This window comes from Pseudonocardia sp. ICBG601, from assembly GCF_020496245.1.
Genome location: NZ_JAHLJA010000148.1, coordinates 3,320,596 through 3,342,966 on the forward strand (window position 1 = coordinate 3,320,596; position 22,371 = coordinate 3,342,966).

At 70.6% G+C, this 22,371-nt stretch carries 16 protein-coding genes and 3 rRNA genes; 18 read left to right on the forward strand and 1 reads right to left on the reverse strand.

Annotation, left to right across the window (positions count from 1 at the left end):
• Positions 1 to 8 precede the first annotated feature (8 nt).
• The 5 genes from rpmI (at position 9) to pheT (ending at position 5,186) form a co-directional block, all read left to right on the forward strand.
• Complete coding sequence (rpmI, locus tag KPL57_RS45200; protein WP_020623393.1) at positions 9 to 203, forward strand: 50S ribosomal protein L35; 195 nt, start codon at positions 9 to 11, stop codon at positions 201 to 203.
• Positions 204 to 280: 77 nt separating this feature from the next.
• Positions 281 to 664 carry a 50S ribosomal protein L20 gene (gene rplT, locus KPL57_RS45205; RefSeq protein WP_020623392.1) on the forward strand — a complete coding sequence of 128 codons (384 nt, stop codon included), beginning with the start codon at positions 281 to 283 and terminating at the stop codon, positions 662 to 664.
• A 16-nt stretch (positions 665 to 680) separates the two neighbouring features.
• Positions 681 to 1,547, forward strand: a complete 867-nt coding sequence (locus tag KPL57_RS45210) for an RNA methyltransferase (protein ID WP_179762788.1) — start codon at positions 681 to 683, stop codon at positions 1,545 to 1,547.
• Between the two features lie 37 nt (positions 1,548 to 1,584).
• Complete coding sequence (pheS, locus tag KPL57_RS45215) at positions 1,585 to 2,640, forward strand: phenylalanine--tRNA ligase subunit alpha (RefSeq protein ID WP_226356502.1); 1,056 nt, start codon at positions 1,585 to 1,587, stop codon at positions 2,638 to 2,640.
• Positions 2,641 to 2,678: 38 nt separating this feature from the next.
• Positions 2,679 to 5,186 (forward strand): phenylalanine--tRNA ligase subunit beta, encoded by a 2,508-nt coding sequence (pheT, locus tag KPL57_RS45220; protein WP_226356503.1) that lies wholly within the window; start codon positions 2,679 to 2,681, stop codon positions 5,184 to 5,186.
• Between the two features lie 39 nt (positions 5,187 to 5,225).
• Here pheT and KPL57_RS45225 read toward each other — a convergent pair whose 3' ends face one another.
• A complete protein-coding gene (locus KPL57_RS45225) occupies positions 5,226 to 6,062 on the reverse strand; it encodes a hypothetical protein (RefSeq protein ID WP_226356504.1) in 837 nt (278 codons plus the stop codon).
• A gap of 167 nt (positions 6,063 to 6,229) precedes the next feature.
• Between KPL57_RS45225 and argC the strand changes: the two genes are divergently transcribed.
• From argC to rrf, 13 genes are all read left to right on the forward strand, one after another.
• The gene (argC, locus tag KPL57_RS45230) at positions 6,230 to 7,264 is read left to right on the forward strand and encodes an N-acetyl-gamma-glutamyl-phosphate reductase (protein WP_226356723.1); all 1,035 of its coding nucleotides are present in this window, start codon (positions 6,230 to 6,232) and stop codon (positions 7,262 to 7,264) included.
• Positions 7,261 to 8,433, forward strand: coding sequence for a bifunctional glutamate N-acetyltransferase/amino-acid acetyltransferase ArgJ (gene argJ, locus KPL57_RS45235; RefSeq protein WP_226356505.1), 1,173 nt, complete (start codon positions 7,261 to 7,263; stop codon positions 8,431 to 8,433). The genes argC and argJ overlap by 4 nt, the downstream gene beginning before the upstream one ends.
• 34 nt (positions 8,434 to 8,467) lie before the next feature.
• A complete protein-coding gene (gene argB, locus KPL57_RS45240) occupies positions 8,468 to 9,388 on the forward strand; it encodes an acetylglutamate kinase (RefSeq protein ID WP_224387912.1) in 921 nt (306 codons plus the stop codon).
• Complete coding sequence (locus KPL57_RS45245; protein ID WP_226356506.1) at positions 9,385 to 10,578, forward strand: acetylornithine transaminase; 1,194 nt, start codon at positions 9,385 to 9,387, stop codon at positions 10,576 to 10,578. The genes argB and KPL57_RS45245 overlap by 4 nt, the downstream gene beginning before the upstream one ends.
• Positions 10,578 to 11,501 carry an ornithine carbamoyltransferase gene (gene argF, locus KPL57_RS45250; protein WP_226356507.1) on the forward strand — a complete coding sequence of 308 codons (924 nt, stop codon included), beginning with the start codon at positions 10,578 to 10,580 and terminating at the stop codon, positions 11,499 to 11,501. The genes KPL57_RS45245 and argF overlap by 1 nt, the downstream gene beginning before the upstream one ends.
• Positions 11,494 to 12,051: an arginine repressor gene (locus KPL57_RS45255; RefSeq protein ID WP_226356508.1), complete on the forward strand. Its 558-nt coding sequence runs from the start codon at positions 11,494 to 11,496 to the stop codon at positions 12,049 to 12,051. The genes argF and KPL57_RS45255 overlap by 8 nt, the downstream gene beginning before the upstream one ends.
• Positions 12,048 to 13,493 carry an argininosuccinate lyase gene (gene argH / locus KPL57_RS45260; protein WP_226356509.1) on the forward strand — a complete coding sequence of 482 codons (1,446 nt, stop codon included), beginning with the start codon at positions 12,048 to 12,050 and terminating at the stop codon, positions 13,491 to 13,493. The genes KPL57_RS45255 and argH overlap by 4 nt, the downstream gene beginning before the upstream one ends.
• Entirely contained in the window at positions 13,490 to 14,713 is a 1,224-nt protein-coding gene (locus KPL57_RS45265; protein ID WP_226356510.1) for an aminotransferase class I/II-fold pyridoxal phosphate-dependent enzyme, read from the forward strand. Before argH ends, KPL57_RS45265 begins: the two co-directional genes overlap by 4 nt.
• A gap of 2 nt (positions 14,714 to 14,715) precedes the next feature.
• Positions 14,716 to 15,381 (forward strand): DNA-3-methyladenine glycosylase, encoded by a 666-nt coding sequence (locus KPL57_RS45270; RefSeq protein ID WP_374203849.1) that lies wholly within the window; start codon positions 14,716 to 14,718, stop codon positions 15,379 to 15,381.
• 46 nt (positions 15,382 to 15,427) lie between these two features.
• On the forward strand, positions 15,428 to 16,702 hold the full coding sequence (gene tyrS, locus KPL57_RS45275; RefSeq protein ID WP_226356511.1) for a tyrosine--tRNA ligase: 1,275 nt from the start codon (positions 15,428 to 15,430) through the stop codon (positions 16,700 to 16,702).
• A gap of 433 nt (positions 16,703 to 17,135) precedes the next feature.
• Positions 17,136 to 18,655 (forward strand): 16S ribosomal RNA (locus KPL57_RS45280).
• Positions 18,656 to 18,975: 320 nt separating this feature from the next.
• Positions 18,976 to 22,075, forward strand: a 23S ribosomal RNA gene (locus KPL57_RS45285).
• A 140-nt stretch (positions 22,076 to 22,215) separates the two neighbouring features.
• A 5S ribosomal RNA gene (gene rrf / locus KPL57_RS45290) occupies positions 22,216 to 22,332 on the forward strand.
• Together the 16S, 23S and 5S rRNA genes form the textbook arrangement of a ribosomal RNA operon.
• Positions 22,333 to 22,371 lie beyond the last annotated feature (39 nt).

Consider the following 22,371-nt stretch of genomic DNA (forward strand, 5'->3'; position numbering starts at 1 on the left):
GATACGTCATGCCGAAGAACAAGACGCACAAGGGGACCGCGAAGCGCGTCCGCATCACCGGTGGCGGCAAGCTCATGCGCCAGCAGGCCGGGCTGCGGCACCGTCTCGAGGTCAAGTCGCGCAAGGAGAAGCGCGACCTGTCGGGCACCGTCGAGCTCGCCAAGGCCGATGTGAAGCGCGTCAAGAAGCTGCTCGGTCACTGACCTTCCGCCCCTTTCACGAACCCCGGCACGCCGTACCCCCATCGCGGTAGTGCCGGAGAAGCCCCAGGAGATACCCCATGGCACGCGTGAAGCGCTCCGTGAACGCCCAGAAGAAGCGCCGCACCACGCTGGAGTCGGCCGCCGGCTACCGCGGGCAGCGCTCGCGGCTGTACCGCAAGGCCAAGGAGCAGATGCTCCACTCGATGAACTACGCCTACCGGGACCGTCGCGCGCGCAAGGGCGACTTCCGGCAGCTGTGGATCACTCGCATCAACGCCGCGGCCCGCGCCAACGACATGACCTACAACCGGTTCATCCAGGGCCTCAAGGCCGCCGGTGTCGAGGTCGACCGCAAGAACCTCGCCGAGATCGCCGTGAGCGACCCGGCCGCCTTCGCCGCGCTCGTCGCGGTCGCGAAGGAGAACCTGCCGGTCGGCACCGAGCAGGGCTCCGCGGCCTGAGGTGACCCGAGGCGACATCGAGTCGCGCGGCGCCGGCGAGCGCTCCGCGGACTCCACGCCCGGTACCGAACGCACTCCCCGCGTCGCAGCGGCACGCAAGCTGCTGCGACGCGCGGGGCGCGATCGGGCCGGGCGTTTCCTCGTCGAGGGGGCCCAGGCCGTCCGCGAGGCCCTCGCCGCCGTGACGGTGCACGAGCTGTTCGTCACCGCCGTCGCCGCCGAACGCCACCCCGAGCTGGTCGAGGCCGCGGAGCGTTCCGGCGCCCGGGTGTCCCCGGTGACGGACAAGGCCGCCGCGGGTCTGTCCGAGACGGTCACCCCGCAGGGGATCGTCGCCGTCTGCGACCTGCTCGACGTCCCGGTGGCCACCGCGCTGGCCGGGGTCCCCGGCTTCGTGACGGTCTGCGACGGCATCTCCGACCCCGGCAACGTCGGCACCGTGATCCGGGTCGCCGACGCGGCGGGCTGCGACGCGGTCCTCCTGGCCGGGGACACCGTCGACCCGCACAACGGCAAGGCCGTCCGGGCCTCCACCGGCAGCGTGTTCCACCTGCCGCTGGCCCGCGACCGGGACGCGCCCGCCGTCGTCGAGATGTGCCGGGCGGCCGGGCTGACCACGCTCGTCGCGGACGGGCACGGCGAGGTCGACCTCCATGACCCCGCCGTCACCCCGACCCTCGCCGGGCCCGTCGCCTGGATCCTCGGCAGCGAGGCGCACGGCCCGTCGGCCGCGGTGCACGCCGCCGCGGACCACCGGGTCCGCGTCCCGATCCACGGCCGGGCCGAGTCGCTGAACCTCGCCACCGCCGCGGCGATCTGCCTGTACGCGACGGTCGGGGCCCGCGCCGGCGTCGCCCCGCAGCTGTCCCCGGCGCGCGACTGAAACCGGCTCGCGGCCGCCCTCTACGATCGGGGGCACCATGAGTGAGAACGACACGGCGAGCCCCCTCGACCCGGATGCACTGAAGGCCGCGGTGGAGGCCGCCCGCACGGCGTTCGACGAGGCGGGCGACCTCGACGCGCTGGCCGCGGCGAAGCCCGCGCACCTCGGCGACCGCGCCCCGATCCCGATGGCCCGCCGGTCGCTGGGGCAGCTGCCCGGCCCCGAGCGCGCCGACGCCGGCAAGCGGGTCAACGCCGCCCGCGTGGAGGCCCAGGCCGCCTTCGACGCGCGCCGCGAGGTCCTGCTCGTCGAGCGCGACGCCCGGGTGCTGGCCGAGGAGGCCGTCGACGTCACGCTGCCCTGGGACCGTCGCCCGCGCGGCGCGCGCCACCCCATCACGCAGCTGTCCGAGCGGATCGCCGACATCTTCGTCGGGATGGGCTGGGAGGTCGCCGAGGGTCCCGAGGTCGAGGCGTCGTGGCTGAACTTCGACGCGCTCAACTTCGGCAAGGACCACCCGGCCCGCACCATGCAGGACACCTTCTACCTGGGTGACCCCGAGCGCGGGCAGGACTCGGGCACGGTGCTGCGCACGCACACCTCGCCGGTGCAGGTCCGGTCGCTGCTGGAGCGCGAGCTGCCGGTCTACGTGGCCTGCCCCGGCCGGACCTTCCGCACCGACGAGCTCGACGCCACCCACACCCCGGTGTTCCACCAGGTCGAGGGCCTCGCCGTCGACCGCGGGCTGACCATGGCCCACCTCAAGGGGACGCTCGACGCGTTCGCCCGCGCGGTGTTCGGCCCGGAGGCCGGTACCCGGATGCGGCCGTCGTACTTCCCGTTCACCGAGCCCTCGGCCGAGGTGGACCTGTGGTTCCCGCAGAAGAAGGGCGGCCCCGGCTGGGTCGAGTGGGGCGGCTGCGGCATGGTCAACCCCAACGTCCTGCGCGCCTGCGGCGTCGACACCGACGTCTACTCCGGTTTCGCGTTCGGCATGGGCATCGAGCGGACCCTGATGTTCCGCAACGGCATCCCGGACATGCGGGACATGGTCGAGGGCGACGTGCGCTTCTCGACCGCGTTCGGCGTCTGACCCGGCCCACCCCGCTTCCACACGAGGAGTTCTGAGCAGTGCGAGTGTCCGCGTCCTGGCTCGCCCGGCACATCGACCCGGCGGCGCTGCCCGCCGGTCCCGAGGCGATCGGCGACGCCTTCGTCCGCGTCGGGCTGGAGGTCGAGGAGATCCACCCGGCCCCCGCGGTCACCGGGCCGGTCACGGTCGCCCGGGTCGAGGAGATCGAGGAGCTCACCGAGTTCAAGAAGCCGATCCGGTACTGCCGGGTGGGCTTCGAGGGGCAGCGCCACCGCTACGTGGTGTGCGGCGCCCGGAACTTCGCGGTCGGCGACCTCGTCGTCGTCACCGAGCCGGGTGCGGTGCTGCCCGGTGACTTCGCGATCGCCCAGCGCACGACCTACGGCAAGGTCTCCGACGGCATGATCGCCTCGGCGAAGGAGCTCGGCCTCGGCGCCGAGAGCGGCGGCATCCTCGTGCTGCCGCCCGGCACCGCCGAGCCCGGCGACGACGCCCTCGACGTCCTCGGCCTGTCCGAGCCCGTCGTCGAGCTCGCCGTCACCCCGGACCGGGGTTACTGCTTCGCCGTCCGCGGTCTCGCCCGCGAGCTCGCGACCTCGCTCGACGCCGACTACACCGACCCGGTCACCCGGGTCGCCGTCCCGGACACCACCGGCGACGCGTGGCCGGTGCGGCTCGCCGACGCCGACGCCTGCCCCCGGTTCGTCGCCCGCCGGGTGGACGGCGTCGACCCGGCCGCTCCCAGCCCCTGGTGGATGCAGCGCGCGCTGCTCTCGGCCGGGATGCGGCCGATCTCGCTGATCGTCGACGTCACCAACTTCGTGATGCTCGACCTCGGCCAGCCGCTGCACGCCTACGACGCGACCCGCCTGACCGGTGCCATCGAGGTCCGCCGCGCGACGACGGGGGAGAAGCTGCAGACCCTCGACGGCCACACCCGTGCGCTGGACACCGACGACCTGCTCATCACCGACGACTCCGGCCCGATCGGGCTCGCCGGTGTCATGGGCGGCGCGTCCACCGAGATCCCCGCGCCGGAGGACCTCGCCGACGGAGCCCGGGTCGACGTGCTGCTGGAGGCCGCGCACTTCTCCCCGCCGGTGATCGCGCGCGCCGCGCGCCGGCACAAGCTGCCCAGCGAGGCGTCCAAGCGGTTCGAGCGGGTCGTGGACCCGGCGCTGCCGCCGGTCGCGGCCGAGCGCGCCGCGCAGCTGCTCGTCGAGCTCGGCGGCGGGACCCTCGCCGACGGCCGCACCGACGAGGGCGGGGTCCCCGCCGTCGCGAGCGTGCGGATGCCGCTGTCGATGCCCGACCGCGTCGCCGGCGTCGACTACCCGCGCGGGGCCACCGTGCGCCGCCTGACCCAGGTCGGCTGCGCCGTCGCGCTGGACACCGGTGCCGGTGGCGAGGGGGTCGTCGTCGCGACCCCGCCGACCTGGCGCCCGGACCTCACCATGGCCGCCGACCTGGTGGAGGAGGTGCTGCGCCTGGAGGGCTACGACGCCATCCCCTCGGTGCTGCCCACCGCCCCGGCCGGACGCGGCCTGTTCGCCGCCCAGCAGCGCCGCCGTGCGGTGTCCCGCGCGCTGGCCGAGGCCGGCCATGTCGAGGTGCTGCCGTTCCCGTTCGTCTCCGACGCCGTCTGGGACGACCTGGGCCTGCCCGCCGACGACGAGCGCCGCCGCACCGTCGCCGTCACCAACCCGCTCGACGCCGAGCGGTCCCGGCTCACGACGACCCTGCTCCCCGGCCTGCTGGACATGCTGGTGCGCAACCGTTCCCGTGGCGCGGAGGACCTCGCGCTGTACGCGATCGCGCAGGTCGTGCAGCCGAGGGAGACCACCCCCGCGATGCCCGACCCGGCCGTCACCGGCCGCCCGTCCGACGCCGAGTACGCCGCCCTGCGCGCCGCGCTGCCCGACCAGCCCGTGCACGTCGGGGTCGTCCTGGCCGGGAACCGCGAGCCGCGCGGCTGGTGGGGCAAGGGTCGTCCCGCGGCCTGGGAGGACGCGGTCGAGGCGGCCCGGCTGACCGGTGCCGCCGCCGGTGTGGAGCTGCGGGCGCGCCGCGCCGAGCGGGCGCCGTGGCACCCGGGCCGGTGCGCGGAGCTCGTCGTCGCGGGCACCGACACCGTCGTCGGGTACGCCGGGGAGCTGCACCCCAAGGTCGTCGAGGCGCTGGGGCTGCCGGCCCGCACCGCCGCGGCCGAGATCGACCTCGACGCGGTCCCGTTGCGGGAGAACCTGCCCGTGCCGCGGGTGTCGGCGTTCCCGCCGGTCGCGGTGGACGTCGCGCTGGTCGCCGACGAGGCGGTCCCGGCCGCGGACCTCGCCGACGCGCTCACCGCGGGCGCGGGGGAGCTGCTGGAGTCGGTGCGGCTGTTCGACGTCTACACCGGCGACCAGGTCGGACAGGGCCGCCGCTCGCTGGCGTTCTCGCTGCGGCTGCGCGCCGCGGACCGCACGCTGACCAGCGAGGAGGCGAACGCCGCGCGGGACGCGGCGGTCGCCGAGGCCACGGCCCGGCACGGAGCCGCGCTGCGCTGACCCCCGGCCAGTGGCGGGCCCGCGCCGGGCCCGGCCTGCTCAGCGCGGGGCCGCCGCGACGGCGGCCACCGCGGCGGCCCGCCACTGGTCGCGGGACGGCGTCCGTCCCGCGACCGCCACCGTCACGAGGTACCGGGCGGTGGCCAGCTGCAGGGTCGGCCCGGCGACGGTGTCGAGCACCGCCGCGGAGGTCCCCGCCGGGAGGCCGGTCACCGTGCTGCCGTGCCGTGGGCCGGCGACGTAGCCGGCGGGCGTGCCCCGGTTCGTCGTGTACACGTTCACCGACACCGTCACGCCGTCGGCGAGCGCGAAACAGGCCCGGGTGCGGGTGCCGTCGGTGCGGGTGACCACGGCGTTCGTCGCGGGCGCGACCGGCGGGCCGCCCAGCAGCCCGGTCAGCGCGGCGTGGTCGAGCAGGCACTCGTCGGCCACGACGTCCGAGGTCAGCGGGGCCGGGGCGGCCGGTGCGGTGGGCCGGGCCGTGGCGCGCGCCGTTCCCGGGGCGGGCCGGGCCCGCCCGTCCGGGACGCGGGACGCACCGTCCCCGACCGGCACCGGCGGCACCGTGCGCGCCGCACCGGCCCCGCCGTCGGGGGGACCGGACGGGACCGGCGTTCCGGAAGAGGGCGGCACCGGGACGGGCGGGACCGTCGTGGTCGGGCGGCCGTCGGTGGTCGGGGCGGCGAGCGGCCCGCTCGACAGCGGCCCGGGCACCGTGAACGACGTCGGCGGCCGTCGCGTGGGCTCCACCGGTGCCGCCCCGGACGACGGCAGCGCGGGCCCCTGGCCGGTCGGCCACGGCGTCCCCGACACGGTCGACGCGCACCCGCCGAGCAGCCCCGCGAGCACCGCCGCGACCGCCGCCGTGACGGCCACCGACCGTCCCCGTGCGGGCGCGCCCGCGCCCGGCCCCACCCCGCGTGTCACCCGTCGCCGCACCCGCGGGAAACTAGGCGTCGCACGCAGCCGCCGGGCCCGGTTCCGCACCGCCCGGTCGCGATCGTGAATCCCGATTGCATGGCTTTCCGGGGACGTGCATACTCATCCACGTGGTACGCATCGCAGTGGCGGGAGCCAGTGGCTACGCCGGGGGAGAGCTCCTCCGGCTGCTGCTCGCACATCCCGAGGTGGAGATCGGCGCCCTCACGGCCGGCGGGAACGCGGGGACGCGTCTGGGCGAGCACCAGCCGCACCTGACCCCGCTCGCGGACCGCGTCCTGGGCGAGAGCACGGCGGAGAACCTCGCCGGACACGACGCGGTGTTCCTCGCACTGCCGCACGGCAAGTCCGCCGAGCTGGCGGCGCAGCTGGGGCCGGACACGCTCGTCGTGGACTGCGGGGCGGACCACCGCCTCACCGACCCGGCCGCCTGGGACCGCTGGTACGGCGGCGAGCACGCCGGGCACTGGCCCTACGGGCTGCCCGAGCTGCCCGGCGCCCGGGCCGCGCTGACCGGCACCCGTCGCGTCGCGGTGCCGGGCTGCTATCCGACCGGCACCAGCCTCGCGCTGGTCCCGGCCCTGGTCGCCGGCCTTGTCGCCCCCGAGGTCGTGATCACCGCGGTCACCGGCACCTCCGGCGCGGGCAAGTCGCTCAAGCCGCACCTGCTGGGCGCGGAGGTCATGGGGTCGCTGTCGGCGTACGGCGTCGGCGGCGTGCACCGGCACACCCCGGAGATCGCGCAGAACCTGTCCACCGCGCTCGGCTCGCCCGTGTCGGTGAGCTTCACCCCGGTGCTCGCGCCGCTGCCGCGCGGCATCCTCGCCTCCTGCTCGGCCCCGCTGATCGACCCGGCGACCGACGCCGAGGCGGTCCGGGCGGTCTACGAGAAGGCCTACGCCGACGAGCCGTTCGTGCGGCTGCTGCCCGAGGGCCAGTGGCCCACCACGGCGCAGACCCTCGGCTCCAACATGGTCGCGCTGCAGGTCACCGTCGACGTCGACGCCGCCCGGCTGGTCGTCGTCTCCGCGATCGACAACCTCACCAAGGGCACCGCGGGCGGCGCCGTCCAGTGCATGAACCTGGCCATCGGTCTGCCCGAGACCACCGGCCTGCCGACGACGGGAGTGGCGCCGTGAGCGTGACCGCAGCCCAGGGCTTCCGGGCCGCCGGGATCGCCGCCGGGATCAAGAAGTCCGGCAAGGCCGACCTGGCGCTCGTCGTCAACGACGGCCCGCGCACCGAGGCCGCCGGGGTCTTCACCCGCAACAAGGTCAAGGCCGCCCCCGTCCTGTGGTCCCAGCAGGTGCTGACCACCGGCTCGCTGCGCGCGGTCGTCCTCAACTCCGGCGGGGCGAACGCCTGCACCGGCGCCGAGGGCTTCCAGGTCGCGCACGCCACCGCGGAGCAGGTCGCCGAGGTGGTCGGCTGCGGCGCGATCGACGTCGCCGTGTGCTCCACCGGCCTGATCGGTGAGCAGCTCCCGCGGGAGACCGTGCTCGCCGGGGTCCGGTCGGCCGCCGCGGAGCTGGCGTCCGGGCCCGAGGCCGGGTCCGCCGTCGCCGCCGCGATCATGACGACCGACACCGTCCCGAAGGAGTCCGCGGTCACCGACCCGGCGGGCTGGACCGTCGGGGGCACCACCAAGGGCGCCGGGATGATCGCCCCGTCGATGGCGACCATGCTCAGCGTGCTCACCACCGACGCCGTCCTCGACCGGGCGACGCTCGACGCCGCGCTGCGCGAGGCGGTCCGCTACAGCTTCGACCGGCTCGACGTCGACGGCTCGATGTCCACCAACGACACCGTGCTGGTGCTGGCCTCCGGCGCGTCCGGCGTCGAGGCCGACCCGGCGGTGTTCACCGCCGCGCTCACCCGCGTGTGCCGCGACCTCGCCGAGCAGATGCAGGCCGACGCCGAGGGCGTCACCAAGCGGATCACCGTGCGGGTCACCGGTGCCGCCTCCGAGGACGACGCGGTCACCGTCGCCCGCACGATCGCCCGCGACTCCCTGGTCAAGACCGCGATGTTCGGGTCCGACCCCAACTGGGGCCGGGTCGCCGCCTCCGCCGGGTACGCCGACGCCGAGATCGACTCCGAGCGCCTCGACGTCACGATCAACGGCGTGCTGCTGTGCAAGGGCGCCGTCGTCGCCGGGGACCGGGCCGACTGCGACCTGTCCGGGAAGGACGTGCTGATCGAGGTCGAGCTGGGCCTGTCCGGCGGGGCCGAGGGGCACACCGCCGAGATCCGGACCACCGACCTGTCGCACGCCTACGTGGAGGAGAACAGTGCCTACTCCTCCTGAGCCGGTCGCCCCGGACGCGCTGCCGCAGCCGCAGATCGCGCCGTCCCCGGAGACCCCGGCCCGGCTGAAGCGGGCGGGGGAGAAGGCCGGCGTGCTCGCCGAGGCGCTGCCCTGGCTGCAGCGCTTCCACGGCCGGATCGTCGTCGTCAAGTACGGCGGCAACGCCATGATCGACGAGGAGCTGAAGCAGGCCTTCGCCCGGGACATGGTGTTCCTGCGGCTCGCGGGCATTCACCCGGTCGTCGTGCACGGCGGCGGGCCGCAGATCTCGGCGATGCTGAAGCGGCTCGGCATGCCCGGCGAGTTCCGCGGAGGCCTGCGCGTCACCACCCCGGAGACGATGGAGATCGTCCGGATGGTGCTGTTCGGCCAGGTCGGGCGCGAGCTCGTCGGGCTGATCAACGCCCACGGGCCGCTCGCCGTCGGTCTGTCCGGGGAGGACGCGGGCCTGTTCACGGCCGAGAAGCGCACCGCGCTGGTCGGCGGCGAGCCCGTCGACATCGGCCTGGTCGGTGACGTCACGAAGGTCAACCCGGACGCGGTGCTGGACATCATCGCCGCGGGCCGCATCCCGGTCGTCGCCGGGATCGCGCCGGACGCCGACGGCCAGGTCCACAACATCAACGCCGACAGCGCCGCCGCGGCGCTCGCCGGCGCGCTGGACGCCGCGAAGCTCGTGGTGCTCACCGACGTCGAGGGGCTCTACGCGAACTACCCCGACCCGGAGTCGATCATCACCTCGCTGACCGCGGACCAGCTCGAGCCGATGCTGCCCCGCCTGGAGAGCGGCATGGCCCCGAAGATGGAGGCCTGTCTGCGCGCCGTGCGGTCGGGCGTCGGACAGGCCCACGTGATCGACGGGCGGGTGCCGCACTCGGTCCTGCTCGAGGTGTTCACGCACGAGGGCGTCGGCACCATGGTGCTGCCGGACGCCACAGCTGGGGGAACGACATGACCACGCACGCGCAGCGGTGGCAGGCCGCACTGATGAACAACTACGGCACCCCGCCGCTGACCCTGGTCCGCGGCGAGGGCGCCCAGGTGTGGGACGCGCAGGGGCGCCGCTTTCTCGACCTCTACTCCGGGATCGCGGTCAACGCGCTCGGCCACGCGCACCCGGCCGTCGTCGAGGCGGTGTCCGAGCAGGTCCGCACCCTGGGCCACACCTCGAACTTCTTCATCACCGAGCCCGCGCTGCAGCTCGCCGAGCGGCTGCAGGCCCTGCTCGGCCGCGAGGACGCCCGCACCCTGCTCTGCAACTCCGGCACCGAGGCCAACGAGGCCGCCTTCAAGATCGCCCGCCGGACCGGGCGGCCGGAGATCATCGCCTGCGAGGGCGCGTTCCACGGCCGCACGATGGGCGCGCTCGCGCTGACCGGGCAGCCCGCCAAGCGGGCCCCGTTCGAGCCGATGCCCGCCGGGGTCACCCACATCCCGTTCGGTGACGTCGCCGCACTCGACGCCGCCGTCACCGAGCGGACCGCCGCGGTGTTCCTGGAGCCGATCCTCGGCGAGGCCGGCGTGATCGTGCCGCCCGAGGGGTACCTGGCCGAGGCCCGGCGGATCACCGCCGAGCGCGGCGCACTGCTCGTCCTCGACGAGGTGCAGACCGGGATCGGCCGCACCGGGTACTGGTTCGCCCACCAGGCGCACGGCATCGTCCCCGACGTCGTCACCCTGGCCAAGGGCCTCGGCGGCGGACTCCCGATCGGGGCCTGCATCGGGTTCGGCGACGCCGCAGCCCTGCTCGAGCCCGGCCAGCACGGCACCACCTTCGGCGGCAACCCGGTGTCGTGCGCCGCGGCGCTCGCCGTCCTCGACACGGTCGCGGCCGAGGGGCTGCTCGGCCACGTCGACCGGCTCGGCAAGGAGATCCGCAGCCGGATCGAGGGTCTCGGCCACCCCCTGGTCGGCGACGTCTCCGGCGCCGGCCTGCACATCGGCATCGGCCTGACCGCGCCCGTCGCCGCGCAGGCCGCCGCGGCCGCCCGCGACGCCGGGATCCTGGTCAACAACGCCACCCCGGACCGGCTCCGGCTGGTCCCGGCCCTGACCCTGACCGACGGCGAGGCGGAGGAGTTCCTGACGGCCTTCCCGGCGGTCCTCGACGCCGCCGCGGCCCAGCACGAGGGGCAGGGGAACTGATGGTCCGCCACCTGCTCCGCGACGACGACCTGACCCCGGCCGAGCAGGCCGAGGTCCTCGACCTCGCCGACCGGCTCAAGGCCGACCCGTTCGCCGAGCGCCCGCTGGCCGGGCCGCGCGCGGTGGGGGTCGTGTTCGACAAGTCCTCCACCCGCACCCGGGTGTCCTTCGAGGCCGGGATCACCCAGCTCGGCGGCACCGCGATCATCCTCGACGGCACCACCAGCCAGCTCGGGCGCGGCGAGACCATCTCCGACACCTCCCGGGTGCTGTCGCGCTACGTCGACGCGGTCGTGTGGCGCACCAGCGGCCAGGAGCGGATCGAGGAGATGGCCGCCGCGGCGACCGTTCCGGTGGTCAACGCGCTGACCGACATGTTCCACCCGTGCCAGATCCTGGCGGACCTGCAGACCGTGCGGGAGCGGTTCGGCCGCCTCGCCGGGCTCACCCTGACCTACCTCGGCGACGGCGCGAACAACATCGCCCACTCGCTGCTGCTCGGCGGGGCCACCGCCGGGCTGCACGTACGGATCGCCGCGCCCGCCGGGTTCACCCCCGACGACGACGTGCTGCGCGACGCGAAGGCCCGCGCCGAGCAGACCGGGGGCTCGGTGGCACTCGTCGCGGACCCGGTCGCCGCCGTCGAGGGCGCCCAGGTCGTCGTCACCGACACCTGGACCTCGATGGGCCAGGAGGAGGACGGGCTGGACCGGGTCGCGCCGTTCCGGTCGTACCAGGTCAACGCCGCCCTGCTGGAGCGAGCCGCACCCGACGCGATCGTGCTGCACTGCCTGCCGGCCCACCGGGGCGACGAGATCACCGACGAGGTCCTCGACGGCGCCGCCAGCGCCGTCTGGGACGAGGCCGAGAACCGGTTGCACGCGCAGAAGGCGCTGCTCACCTGGCTCCTGCGGCATGGGTGAGGGGGACCGCGACCGCAGGAACCCGGTGAGCCGGGCCAGCCGGCAGGCGGCCGTCATCGACGTGGTCTGGAACTACGAGCTGAGCAGCCAGGTGGAGATCATCGGGTTGCTCCACGAGCGGCACGGCATCGAGACGACCCAGGCCACGCTCTCGCGTGACCTGGACGAGCTGGGCGCGGTGAAGCTCCGCGGCGCGGACGGCGGGCAGCCCGTCTACCGCATCCCCGAGGACGGCAGCCCCGTGCGCGGGGTCGAGGGCGGCACCGGGCGGCTCGCCCGGTTGCTGGGGGAGCTGCTCGTGTCCGCCGACGCGAGTGGGAACCTGGCGGTCCTGCGGACCCCGCCGGGCGCGGCGCACTACCTCGCGAGCGCACTCGACCGGGCCGCACTGCACGACGTCGTCGGCACCATCGCCGGCGACGACACGGTCATCGTCGTCGCCCGCGAGCCCCTCACCGGGGCGGAGCTGGCCGAACGGCTGCAGGACCTGCCCCGGAGGGCCCACGCGGCCGCCGGGACGCACGACGAACGAGAAGGAGACCCGACATGACCGACGCGGACCCCCGAGAGGGCGCGGCCGCCGGTGGCGGAGCGCTGTGGGGTGGCCGGTTCGCGTCCGGTCCGGCCGACGCGCTCGCGGCGCTGTCGAAGTCCACCCACTTCGACTGGGCACTGGCCCCCTACGACATCCGCGGCTCGAAGGCGCACGCCCGGGTCCTGCACCGCGCCGGTCTGCTGACCGACGAGGAGCTGTCGGGGATGCACAAGGCACTCGACGAGCTCGCCGCCGACGTCGCCTCCGGGGCGTTCGGCGCCGACCCGGGCGACGAGGACGTGCACACCGCATTGGAGCGCGGCCTCATCGAGCGGGCCGGCGCCGACCTGGGCGGCAAGCTGCGGGCCGGTCGCTCGCGCAACGACCAGGTCGCCACCCAGTTCCGGATGTGGCTGCGCGACGCCACGCGACGGGTCGGCTCCGGCGTGCTCGACGTCGTCGACGCCCTCGTCGCCCAGGCGCAGGCCCACCCCGGCGCGCCGATGCCCGGCCGCACCCACCTGCAGCACGCCCAGCCGGTGCTGCTCGGCCACCAGCTGGCCGCGCACGCCCAGGCCCTGCTGCGCGACGTCGACCGGCTCGCCGACTGGGACCGGCGCAGCGCCTGGTCGCCCTACGGCTCCGGCGCGCTCGCCGGGTCCTCGCTCGGGCTCGACCCGGAGGCCGTCGCCGCCGAGCTCGGCTTCACCGGGTCCTCGGCCAACTCGATCGACGGGACCGCCTCGCGGGACTTCGCCGCCGAGGCCGCGTTCGTCCTCGCGATGATCGGGGTCGACCTGTCGCGGCTGTCGGAGGAGATCATCCTCTGGGCGACGGCCGAGTTCGGCTACGTCACCCTCGACGACGCGTTCTCCACCGGCAGCTCGATCATGCCGCAGAAGAAGAACCCCGACGTCGCCGAGCTGGCCCGCGGCAAGTCCGGCCGGCTCGTCGGCAACCTCGCCGGGCTCATGACCACCCTCAAGGGGCTCCCGCTGGCCTACAACCGGGACCTGCAGGAGGACAAGGAGCCGCTGTTCGACTCGGTCGCGCAGCTGGAGCTCCTGCTCCCCGCGGTCGCCGGGATGGTGGCCACCCTGACCTTCCACACCGGGCGGCTCGCCGAGCTGGCCCCGGCCGGGTTCACCCTCGCCACCGACGTCGCCGAGTGGCTCGTCCGGCAGGGCGTCCCGTTCCGGGTGGCGCACGAGGCCGCGGGCGGCTGCGTCCGTGCCGCCGAGGCCCGCGGCGTCGGGCTGGAGGACCTGACCGACGCCGAGCTGGCCGCCGTGCACCCGGCACTCGACCCGAGTGTCCGCGACGTACTGACCGTGGAAGGCTCCATCGCGTCGCGGAACGCGCGCGGTGGGACGGCCGGCGACCGGGTCGCCGAGCAGCTCACCGACCTGCGTACCGCGGTCGCAGCAGCGCGAGAGTTCACCGGAGGAACCGCATGACCGACCCTGCCGCAGCCTACGAGGAGCTCAAGGCCGCCGGCCTGAAGCTCGACCTGACGCGGGGCAAGCCGTCCGCGCAGCAGCTGGACCTGTCCCACGAGCTGCTCGGCCTGCCGGGCGCGGGACAGTTCCGCGCGGCCGACGGCACCGACACCCGCAACTACGGCGGCGGCCAGGGGCTGCCCGAGCTGCGGGAGATCTTCGCGCCGTCGCTGCAGGTCCCGGTCGGGCAGCTGGTGGCGTCGAACAACTCCAGCCTGGAGCTGATGCACGACACGCTCGTGCACGCGCTGCTGACCGCGCTGCCCGGCGCCCCGACCCGCTGGGTCGACGCCGGCCGGGTCGCGTTCATCGCCCCGGTCCCCGGCTACGACCGCCACTACGGCGTGTGCGAGCGGCTCGGGATCGACCTCGTCACCGTCCCGATGACCGCGGACGGCCCCGACATGGACGAGGTCGAGCGGCTCGTCGCCGACGACCCGTCGATCAAGGGCATCTGGTGCGTGCCGAAGTACTCGAACCCCGACGGGGCCGTCTACTCCGACGAGGTCGTGCGCCGGCTGGCGACCATGCCGACCGCCGCCCCGGACTTCCGGATCATGTGGGACAACGCCTACGCGGTGCACCACCTGACCACCGAGGAGGTCGAGATCGCCGACATCCTCACCCTGGCCGCCGAGGCGGGCAACGCGGACCGCCCGTTCGTCTTCGGGTCCACCTCGAAGATCACCCTCGCCGGTGCGGGCGTCGCGTTCTTCGGTGCCTCGCAGGCGAACGTCGACTGGTGGCTGAAGCTGGCGTCGAAGAAGACGATCGGCCCGGACAAGGTCAACCACCTGCGGCACGCCCTGTTCCTCAAGGACGCCGCCGGGCTGCGGGCGCACATGGCCGCGCACCGCGAGCTGATCGCGCCGAAGTTCGCCGCGGTCGACCGGCTGCTGAGCGAGGCGTTCTCCGACGTGGAGGGCGTGTCCTGGACCAAGCCCCGGGGTGGCTACTTCGTGAGCCTGACCGTCCCGGACGGCCTCGCCTCGGAGGTCGTGCGGCTGGCGAAGGAGGCGGGGGTCGTCCTGACCCCGGCCGGTGCGACGCACCCCTACGGCAAGGACCCGCAGGACGCGACCATCCGTCTCGCCCCGACCCTGCCCCCGCTCGACGAGGTCGAGAAGGCCATGGCCGGTGTCGTGACCTGCGTGCAGCTGGCGCTCGCGCGCCGCTGACGGTGGACGACCACACGGCGGGGCCCGGCCGGGACGACCGGCCGGGCCCCGCCGGTCTGCTGGACCGGTCCGCCCTGGCCGTCGACGTCCTGCCCGCCGCACGACGCCTGCTCGGCTGCGTCCTCGAGGCCGACACCCCCGACGGCACGGTCGCGGTGCGCCTGGTCGAGGTGGAGGCCTACCGGGGCCGTGACGACCCCGCGTCGCACTGCTACCGCGGCCGGACCCCGCGCAACGCGGTGATGTTCGGCCCGCCCGGGCACTTGTACGTCTACTTCGTCTACGGCATGCACTTCTGCGCGAACGTCTCGTGCCTGTCCGACGGCGAGCCGGGGGCGGTGCTGCTGCGCGCCGGGGAGCTGCTCACCGACCCGGGGGTGGCCCGGGAACGCCGGCCCACCGCCCGCCGCGACGCGGACCTGGCCCGCGGACCCGCGCGCCTCGCCGCGCTCCTCGGGCTGCGCCGTGAGGACGACGGGACCGACGTCACCGACCCGGCCTCCCGGGTACGGCTGCGCGCCGGTGACCCGGTCGCCCCCGAGCTCGTCCGGACCGGGCCCCGGGTGGGCGTCGCCGCGGCGGCCGAGCTGCCGTGGCGCCACTGGGTCGACGGCTCACCGGCGGTCAGCCCGTACCGGGCCGGGACTCGCCGTCGTCGCAGCGCCTGAGGCACCCGCGTGCACGGGCCGCGGCGGCCCGACCAAGATGGGCACCGTGGGTACCGACATCCTCGACGACCTGGAGTGGCGCGGCCTGATCGCGCAGAGCACCGACCGCGACGCGCTCGCGAAGGAGCTCGCCGCCGACGACCCGGTGTCGATCTATGCGGGCTTCGACCCGACCGCGTCGAGCCTGCACGCCGGGCACCTGATCCCGATGCTGACCCTGCGCCGCTTCCAGGAGGCCGGGCACCGTCCGGTCATCCTCGCCGGTGGGGCGACCGGGATGATCGGGGACCCGCGCGACGTGGGGGAGCGGACGCTCAACGACGCCTCGACCGTCGCCGACTGGACGGGGCTCATCCGGGGCCAGCTGGAGCGGTTCGTGTCCTTCGACGACGGGCCGACCGGCGCCGTCGCCGTCAACAACCTGGACTGGACCGGGCAGCAGACGGTCCTGGAGTTCCTCCGCGACCTCGGCAAGCACTTCCCGGTCAGCACGATGATCTCGCGGGACACGGTGAAGCGCCGCCTCGCCGGCGACGGGATGTCCTACACCGAGTTCAGCTACCTGCTGCTCCAGGCCCAGGACTACCTGCACCTGTACCGCGAGCTCGGGGTGCGGCTCCAGATCGGCGGGTCCGACCAGTGGGGCAACATCGTCGGCGGTGTCGACCTCGTCCGCCGGGTGACCGGTGACCACGTCCACGCGCTGACCCTGCAGCTGGTCACCGACTCCGAGGGCCGGAAGTTCGGCAAGTCCACCGGGGGCGGCAACGTCTGGCTCGACCCGGACCGCACCTCGCCGTACGCCTGGTACCAGTACTTCGTGAACGTCGCCGACGCCGACGCGATCACCTACCTCAAGCTCTTCACCTTCCTCGACCGCGCCGAGATCGAGGCGCTGGAGACCGAGCTCGCCGAGAAGCCGCATCTGCGTGGCGCGCAACGACGTCTCGCCGCCGAGCTGACGACGCTGGTGCACGGCGAGGAGCAGACGAGGCAGGTGACGACGGCGAGCCAGGCCCTGTTCGGCCGCGCGGAGCTCACCGACCTGGACGCGGCCACCCTCGGCGCCGCGCTCGCCGAGGTGCCGACGGCCGACGCCGGCCCGGCCGACACGATCGTCGACCTGCTCGTCGCCACCGGCCTGACCGACAGCAAGGGGGCCGCGCGCCGCGCCGTGAAGGAGGGCGGCGCGTACGTCAACAACGTGAAGGTCGTCGACGAGGAGTGGGTCCCGGGTGCCGGGGACGTCCTCGACGGCGGCTGGCTGGTGGTGCGGCGGGGGAAGCGCAACCTGGCCGGTGTGCGGGTCGGATCGGCGTGATCGGCCGCTGACCTGCGGGAACGCCGAAAAGGTACCCCCCTGTGAATCGCCTCCGGGCCGTCCTGTAACTTTCTCGTTGTCGCCGGGACGGGACGGACGAGAGCGAGACTGGCCGAGAGGCCAGGGACGCTGATCCGGCCCGGAGGCGACGGCCCACGAACTCCACCTCGGTGGAGATCCGGCCGCCCGGAGTAAGGCTTGACGCTGCTCTCCGGTACACGTAGCATAAGAAAGTTGCCTCCTAGCGGGGCCGACTCTGACGCCCCGGGGCGACGGCCATCAGGCCCGGTCCTCGAGTGCGGGTGTCTTTTGAGAACTCAACAGTGTGTCGAGCTATTTATTCGGTTTGGCGTTTTGTGCCAAATTGTTTGTTTGGTTGCAGCATTCGATCCCGTCGGGTGTTGTGGCCAGTTGTTTGTTGCAAGTCAGGGTTTTGTTGGAGAGTTTGATCCTGGCTCAGGACGAACGCTGGCGGCGTGCTTAACACATGCAAGTCGAGCGGTAAGGCCCTTTCGGGGGTACACGAGCGGCGAACGGGTGAGTAACACGTGGGTGACCTGCCCTCCACTCTGGGATAAGCCTGGGAAACTGGGTCTAATACCGGATAGGACCACTGATCGCATGGTTGGTGGTGGAAAGTTTTTTCGGTGGGGGATGGGCCCGCGGCCTATCAGCTTGTTGGTGGGGTGATGGCCTACCAAGGCGGTGACGGGTAGCCGGCCTGAGAGGGCGACCGGCCACACTGGGACTGAGACACGGCCCAGACTCCTACGGGAGGCAGCAGTGGGGAATATTGCGCAATGGGCGGAAGCCTGACGCAGCGACGCCGCGTGGGGGATGACGGCCTTCGGGTTGTAAACCTCTTTCGCCAGGGACGAAGAGCAATTGACGGTACCTGGAGAAGAAGCACCGGCCAACTACGTGCCAGCAGCCGCGGTAACACGTAGGGTGCGAGCGTTGTCCGGAATTATTGGGCGTAAAGAGCTCGTAGGCGGTGTGTCGCGTCGGCCGTGAAAACTTGGGGCTTAACTCTGAGCGTGCGGTCGATACGGGCATCACTTGAGTTCGGCAGGGGAGACTGGAATTCCTGGTGTAGCGGTGAAATGCGCAGATATCAGGAGGAACACCGGTGGCGAAGGCGGGTCTCTGGGCCGATACTGACGCTGAGGAGCGAAAGCGTGGGGAGCGAACAGGATTAGATACCCTGGTAGTCCACGCCGTAAACGTTGGGCGCTAGGTGTGGGGACCATTCCACGGTTTCTGTGCCGCAGCTAACGCATTAAGCGCCCCGCCTGGGGAGTACGGCCGCAAGGCTAAAACTCAAAGGAATTGACGGGGGCCCGCACAAGCGGCGGAGCATGTGGATTAATTCGATGCAACGCGAAGAACCTTACCTGGGTTTGACATGCACCAGACATCCCTAGAGATAGGGCTTCCCTTGTGGTTGGTGTGCAGGTGGTGCATGGCTGTCGTCAGCTCGTGTCGTGAGATGTTGGGTTAAGTCCCGCAACGAGCGCAACCCTTGTTCCATGTTGCCAGCACGTAATGGTGGGGACTCATGGGAGACTGCCGGGGTCAACTCGGAGGAAGGTGGGGATGACGTCAAGTCATCATGCCCCTTATGTCCAGGGCTTCACACATGCTACAATGGCTCATACAGAGGGCTGCGAGACCGTGAGGTGGAGCGAATCCCTTAAAGTGAGTCTCAGTTCGGATCGGGGTCTGCAACTCGACCCCGTGAAGTTGGAGTCGCTAGTAATCGCAGATCAGCAACGCTGCGGTGAATACGTTCCCGGGCCTTGTACACACCGCCCGTCACGTCACGAAAGTTGGTAACACCCGAAGCCGGCGGCCCAACCCTTGTGGAGGGAGCTGTCGAAGGTGGGACTGGCGATTGGGACGAAGTCGTAACAAGGTAGCCGTACCGGAAGGTGCGGCTGGATCACCTCCTTTCTAAGGAGTCCCATCATGTGATGGGGCACCACACGCTCGTAAGTGAGTTGTGCTCATTTTGGGTGTCTGTGGTTCCTTCATTGAATCGCATCAGCGGCCCCGTTCGTGGGTTGGGTGCGTTGGGTGGAACGCAGCACGTCGAACCGTATCGGCTTGGCACACTGTTGGGTCCTGAGAAGACACCCTGTGGGTTGTTTTCTTTGGCCGCTCAGGTTGAGGGTTGTCCTAACGCCCCGGTTGGTTTCGGGTGTGGTGGCTTCTTCTCGGTCTGGTGTGGTTGTGGGTTGAGTGTTGCATAGTGGATGCGAGCATCTTGTTGTGGTCAAGTTGTTAAGAGCACATGGTGGATGCCTGGGCATCAGGAGCCGATGAAGGACGTGGGAGGCCGCGATAGGCCTCGGGGAGCTGTCAACCGAGCTGTGATCCGAGGGTGTCCGAATGGGGAAACCCAGCGCCCGTCATGGGGCGTTACCCGTACCTGAATTCATAGGGTGCGTGGAGGGAACGTGGGGAAGTGAAACATCTCAGTACCCACAGGAAGAGAAAACAATAGTGATTCCGTGAGTAGTGGCGAGCGAAAGCGGAAGAGGCTAAACCGTGTCCGTGTCAAGCCGGCAGGCGTTGCGGGTGCGGGGTTGTGAGACGTGTCGTTCATCTTCTGCCGAGGATGGGACAGCAAGAGCCTGTGTTAGCGGAACGACTCTGGGATGGTCGGCCGTAGTGGGTGATAGCCCCGTACGCGAAAACACTGGGTTCTGTTGTGGGCGTGTTCTCGAGTAGCAGCGAGCCCGTGAAATTCGCTGTGAATCTGGCGGGACCACCCGTCAAGCCTAAATACTACCTGATGACCGATAGCGGACAAGTACCGTGAGGGAAAGGTGAAAAGTACCCCGGGAGGGGAGTGAAATAGTACCTGAAACCGTGTGCTTACAAGCCGTCAGAGCCTGCAGTGCTTTCGTGGTACAGGGTGATGGCGTGCCTTTTGAAGAATGAGCCTGCGAGTTATGCTTCGTGGCGAGGTTAACCTGTGTGGGGTAGCCGTAGCGAAAGCGAGTCCGAATAGGGCGCTGTAGTCGCGGGGTGTAGACCCGAAGCGGAGTGATCTACCCATGGCCAGGGTGAAGCGTCGGTAAGACGTCGTGGAGGCCCGAACCCACCAGGGTTGAAAACCTGGGGGATGAGCTGTGGGTAGGGGTGAAAGGCCAATCAAACTTCGTGATAGCTGGTTCTCCCCGAAATGCATTTAGGTGCAGCGTCGTGTGTTTCTCACCGGAGGTAGAGCACTGGATGGCCTAGGGGGCCGACAAGCTTACCGAAGTCAGCCAAACTCCGAATGCCGGTGAGTGAGAGCGCGGCAGTGAGACTGCGGGGGATAAGCTTCGTGGTCGAGAGGGAAACAGCCCAGATCACCGGCTAAGGCCCCTAAGCGTGCGCTAAGTGGGAAAGGATGTGGGATCGCCCGGACAACCAGGAGGTTGGCTTAGAAGCAGCCACCCTTGAAAGAGTGCGTAATAGCTCACTGGTCAAGTGGTCCTGCGCCGACAATGTAGCGGGGCTCAAGCGCACCGCCGAAGCCGTGGCAATGACATCTTTAGGTGTTGTTGGGTAGGGGAGCGTCCTGCATCTGGTGAAGCCCGGGAGTGATTTACGGGTGGAGGGTGTGGGAGTGAGAATGCAGGCATGAGTAGCGAATGCAGAGTGAGAATCTCTGCCGCCGGATGACCAAGGGTTCCTGGGCCAGGTTGTTCCGCCCAGGGTGAGCCGGGACCTAAGGCGAGGCCGTCAGGCGTAGTCGATGGACAACGGGTTGATATTCCCGTGCTCGTGACAGTGCGTCCATGCCAAGGCCGGTGATGCTAACCATCCGAACCCACCTCGGCTCCTTCGGGAGTTGTGTTTGTGGGGGAGCGTGGGATCCGATCTGGTAGTAGGCAAGTGATGGGGTGACGCAGGAGGGTAGCTCCGCCACGCGGTGGTTGTCGTGGTGTAAGCCTGTAGCCCGAGTCCTAGGTAAATCCGGGGCTCATCAAAGGGTGAGAGGTGATGCGTAGCCGATTGAGGCGAAGAGGGTGATCCCATGCTGTCGAGAAAAGCCTCTAGCGAGTGCTGTTGCGGCCCGTACCCCAAACCGACACAGGTGGTCAGGTAGAGAATACCGAGGCGATCGAGCGAACTGTGGTTAAGGAATTCGGCAAAATACCTCCGTAACTTCGGGAGAAGGAGGGCCGGTTGTCTTGAGGCTCCTTGCGGGCTAGGGACGGCCGGTCGCAGAGACCAGGCCCAAGCGACTGTTTACTAAAAACACAGGTCCGTGCGAAGTCGCAAGACGATGTATACGGACTGACGCCTGCCCGGTGCTGGAACGTTAAGAGGACCTGTTAGCTCTTCGGGGCGAAGCGGAGAATTTAAGCGCCAGTAAACGGCGGTGGTAACTATAACCATCCTAAGGTAGCGAAATTCCTTGTCGGGTAAGTTCCGACCTGCACGAATGGCGTAACGACTTGGGCGCTGTCTCGACCACAGACTCGGCGAAATTGCACTACGAGTAAAGATGCTCGTTACGCGCGGCAGGACGGAAAGACCCCGGGACCTTTACTATAGCTTGGTATTGGTGCTCGGTTCGGCTTGTGTAGGATAGGTGGGAGACTGTGAAATCGCCACGCCAGTGGTGGTGGAGTCGTTGTTGAAATACCACTCTGGTCGAATTGGGTGTCTTAACCTCGGGCCATGATCTGGTTCAGGGACAGTGCCTGGTGGGTAGTTTAACTGGGGCGGTTGCCTCCCAAAGAGTAACGGAGGCGCCCAAAGGTTCCCTCAGCCTGGTTGGCAATCAGGTGTTGAGTGTAAGTGCACAAGGGAGCTTGACTGTGAGACTGACGGGTCGAGCAGGGACGAAAGTCGGGACTAGTGATCCGGCACCACCTTGTGGAAGGGGTGTCGCTCAACGGATAAAAGGTACCCCGGGGATAACAGGCTGATCTTGCCCAAGAGTCCATATCGACGGCATGGTTTGGCACCTCGATGTCGGCTCGTCGCATCCTGGGGCTGGAGTAGGTCCCAAGGGTTGGGCTGTTCGCCCATTAAAGCGGTACGCGAGCTGGGTTTAGAACGTCGTGAGACAGTTCGGTCCCTATCCGCCGCGCGCGTTGGAGACTTGAGGAAGGCTGTCCCTAGTACGAGAGGACCGGGACGGACGAACCTCTGGTGTGCCAGTTGTCCCGCCAGGGGCACGGCTGGTTGGCTATGTTCGGGAGGGATAACCGCTGAAGGCATCTAAGCGGGAAGCCTGTTCCAAGATGAGGTCTCCCACCACCTTCGAGTGGGTAAGGCTCCCAGTAGATGACTGGGTTGATAGGCCGGAGATGGAAGCCCTGTGAGGGGTGGAGTTGACCGGTACTAATAGGCCGAGGGCTTGCCACAACGAGTTGTTCGCATCCACTGTGTGACCCTGAGTCCACAACCATCCACATCCCCCGGTGAGTCGGGGGGTTGTGAGTCGGCTTGTGTGCTCGACCCCTGCCCCTAGGTTTTCGGGGGTGGGGTGATAGTTGGATAGTGTTGTCGGTGGTCATTGCGGTAGGGAAACGCCCGGTCCCATTCCGAACCCGGTAGCTAAGCCTTCCAGCGCCGATGGTACTGCACTCGCCAGGGTGTGGGAGAGTAGGTCGCCGCCGACATTCAACCTCTGAAAGGGGAGTCCGCAACGGTGTAGAAGC

Bases quoted from the DNA above. Each gene is read 5' to 3' on its own strand.
- rpmI (WP_020623393.1), top strand. From the start codon at position 9: ATGCCGAAGAACAAGACGCACAAGGGGACCGCGAAGCGCGTCCGCATC.
- rplT (WP_020623392.1), top strand. From the start codon at position 281: ATGGCACGCGTGAAGCGCTCCGTGAACGCCCAGAAGAAGCGCCGCACC.
- pheS (WP_226356502.1), top strand. From the start codon at position 1,585: ATGAGTGAGAACGACACGGCGAGCCCCCTCGACCCGGATGCACTGAAG.
- KPL57_RS45245 (WP_226356506.1), top strand. From the start codon at position 9,385: ATGACCACGCACGCGCAGCGGTGGCAGGCCGCACTGATGAACAACTAC.
- argF (WP_226356507.1), top strand. From the start codon at position 10,578: ATGGTCCGCCACCTGCTCCGCGACGACGACCTGACCCCGGCCGAGCAG.
- KPL57_RS45255 (WP_226356508.1), top strand. From the start codon at position 11,494: ATGGGTGAGGGGGACCGCGACCGCAGGAACCCGGTGAGCCGGGCCAGC.
- argH (WP_226356509.1), top strand. From the start codon at position 12,048: ATGACCGACGCGGACCCCCGAGAGGGCGCGGCCGCCGGTGGCGGAGCG.
- KPL57_RS45265 (WP_226356510.1), top strand. From the start codon at position 13,490: ATGACCGACCCTGCCGCAGCCTACGAGGAGCTCAAGGCCGCCGGCCTG.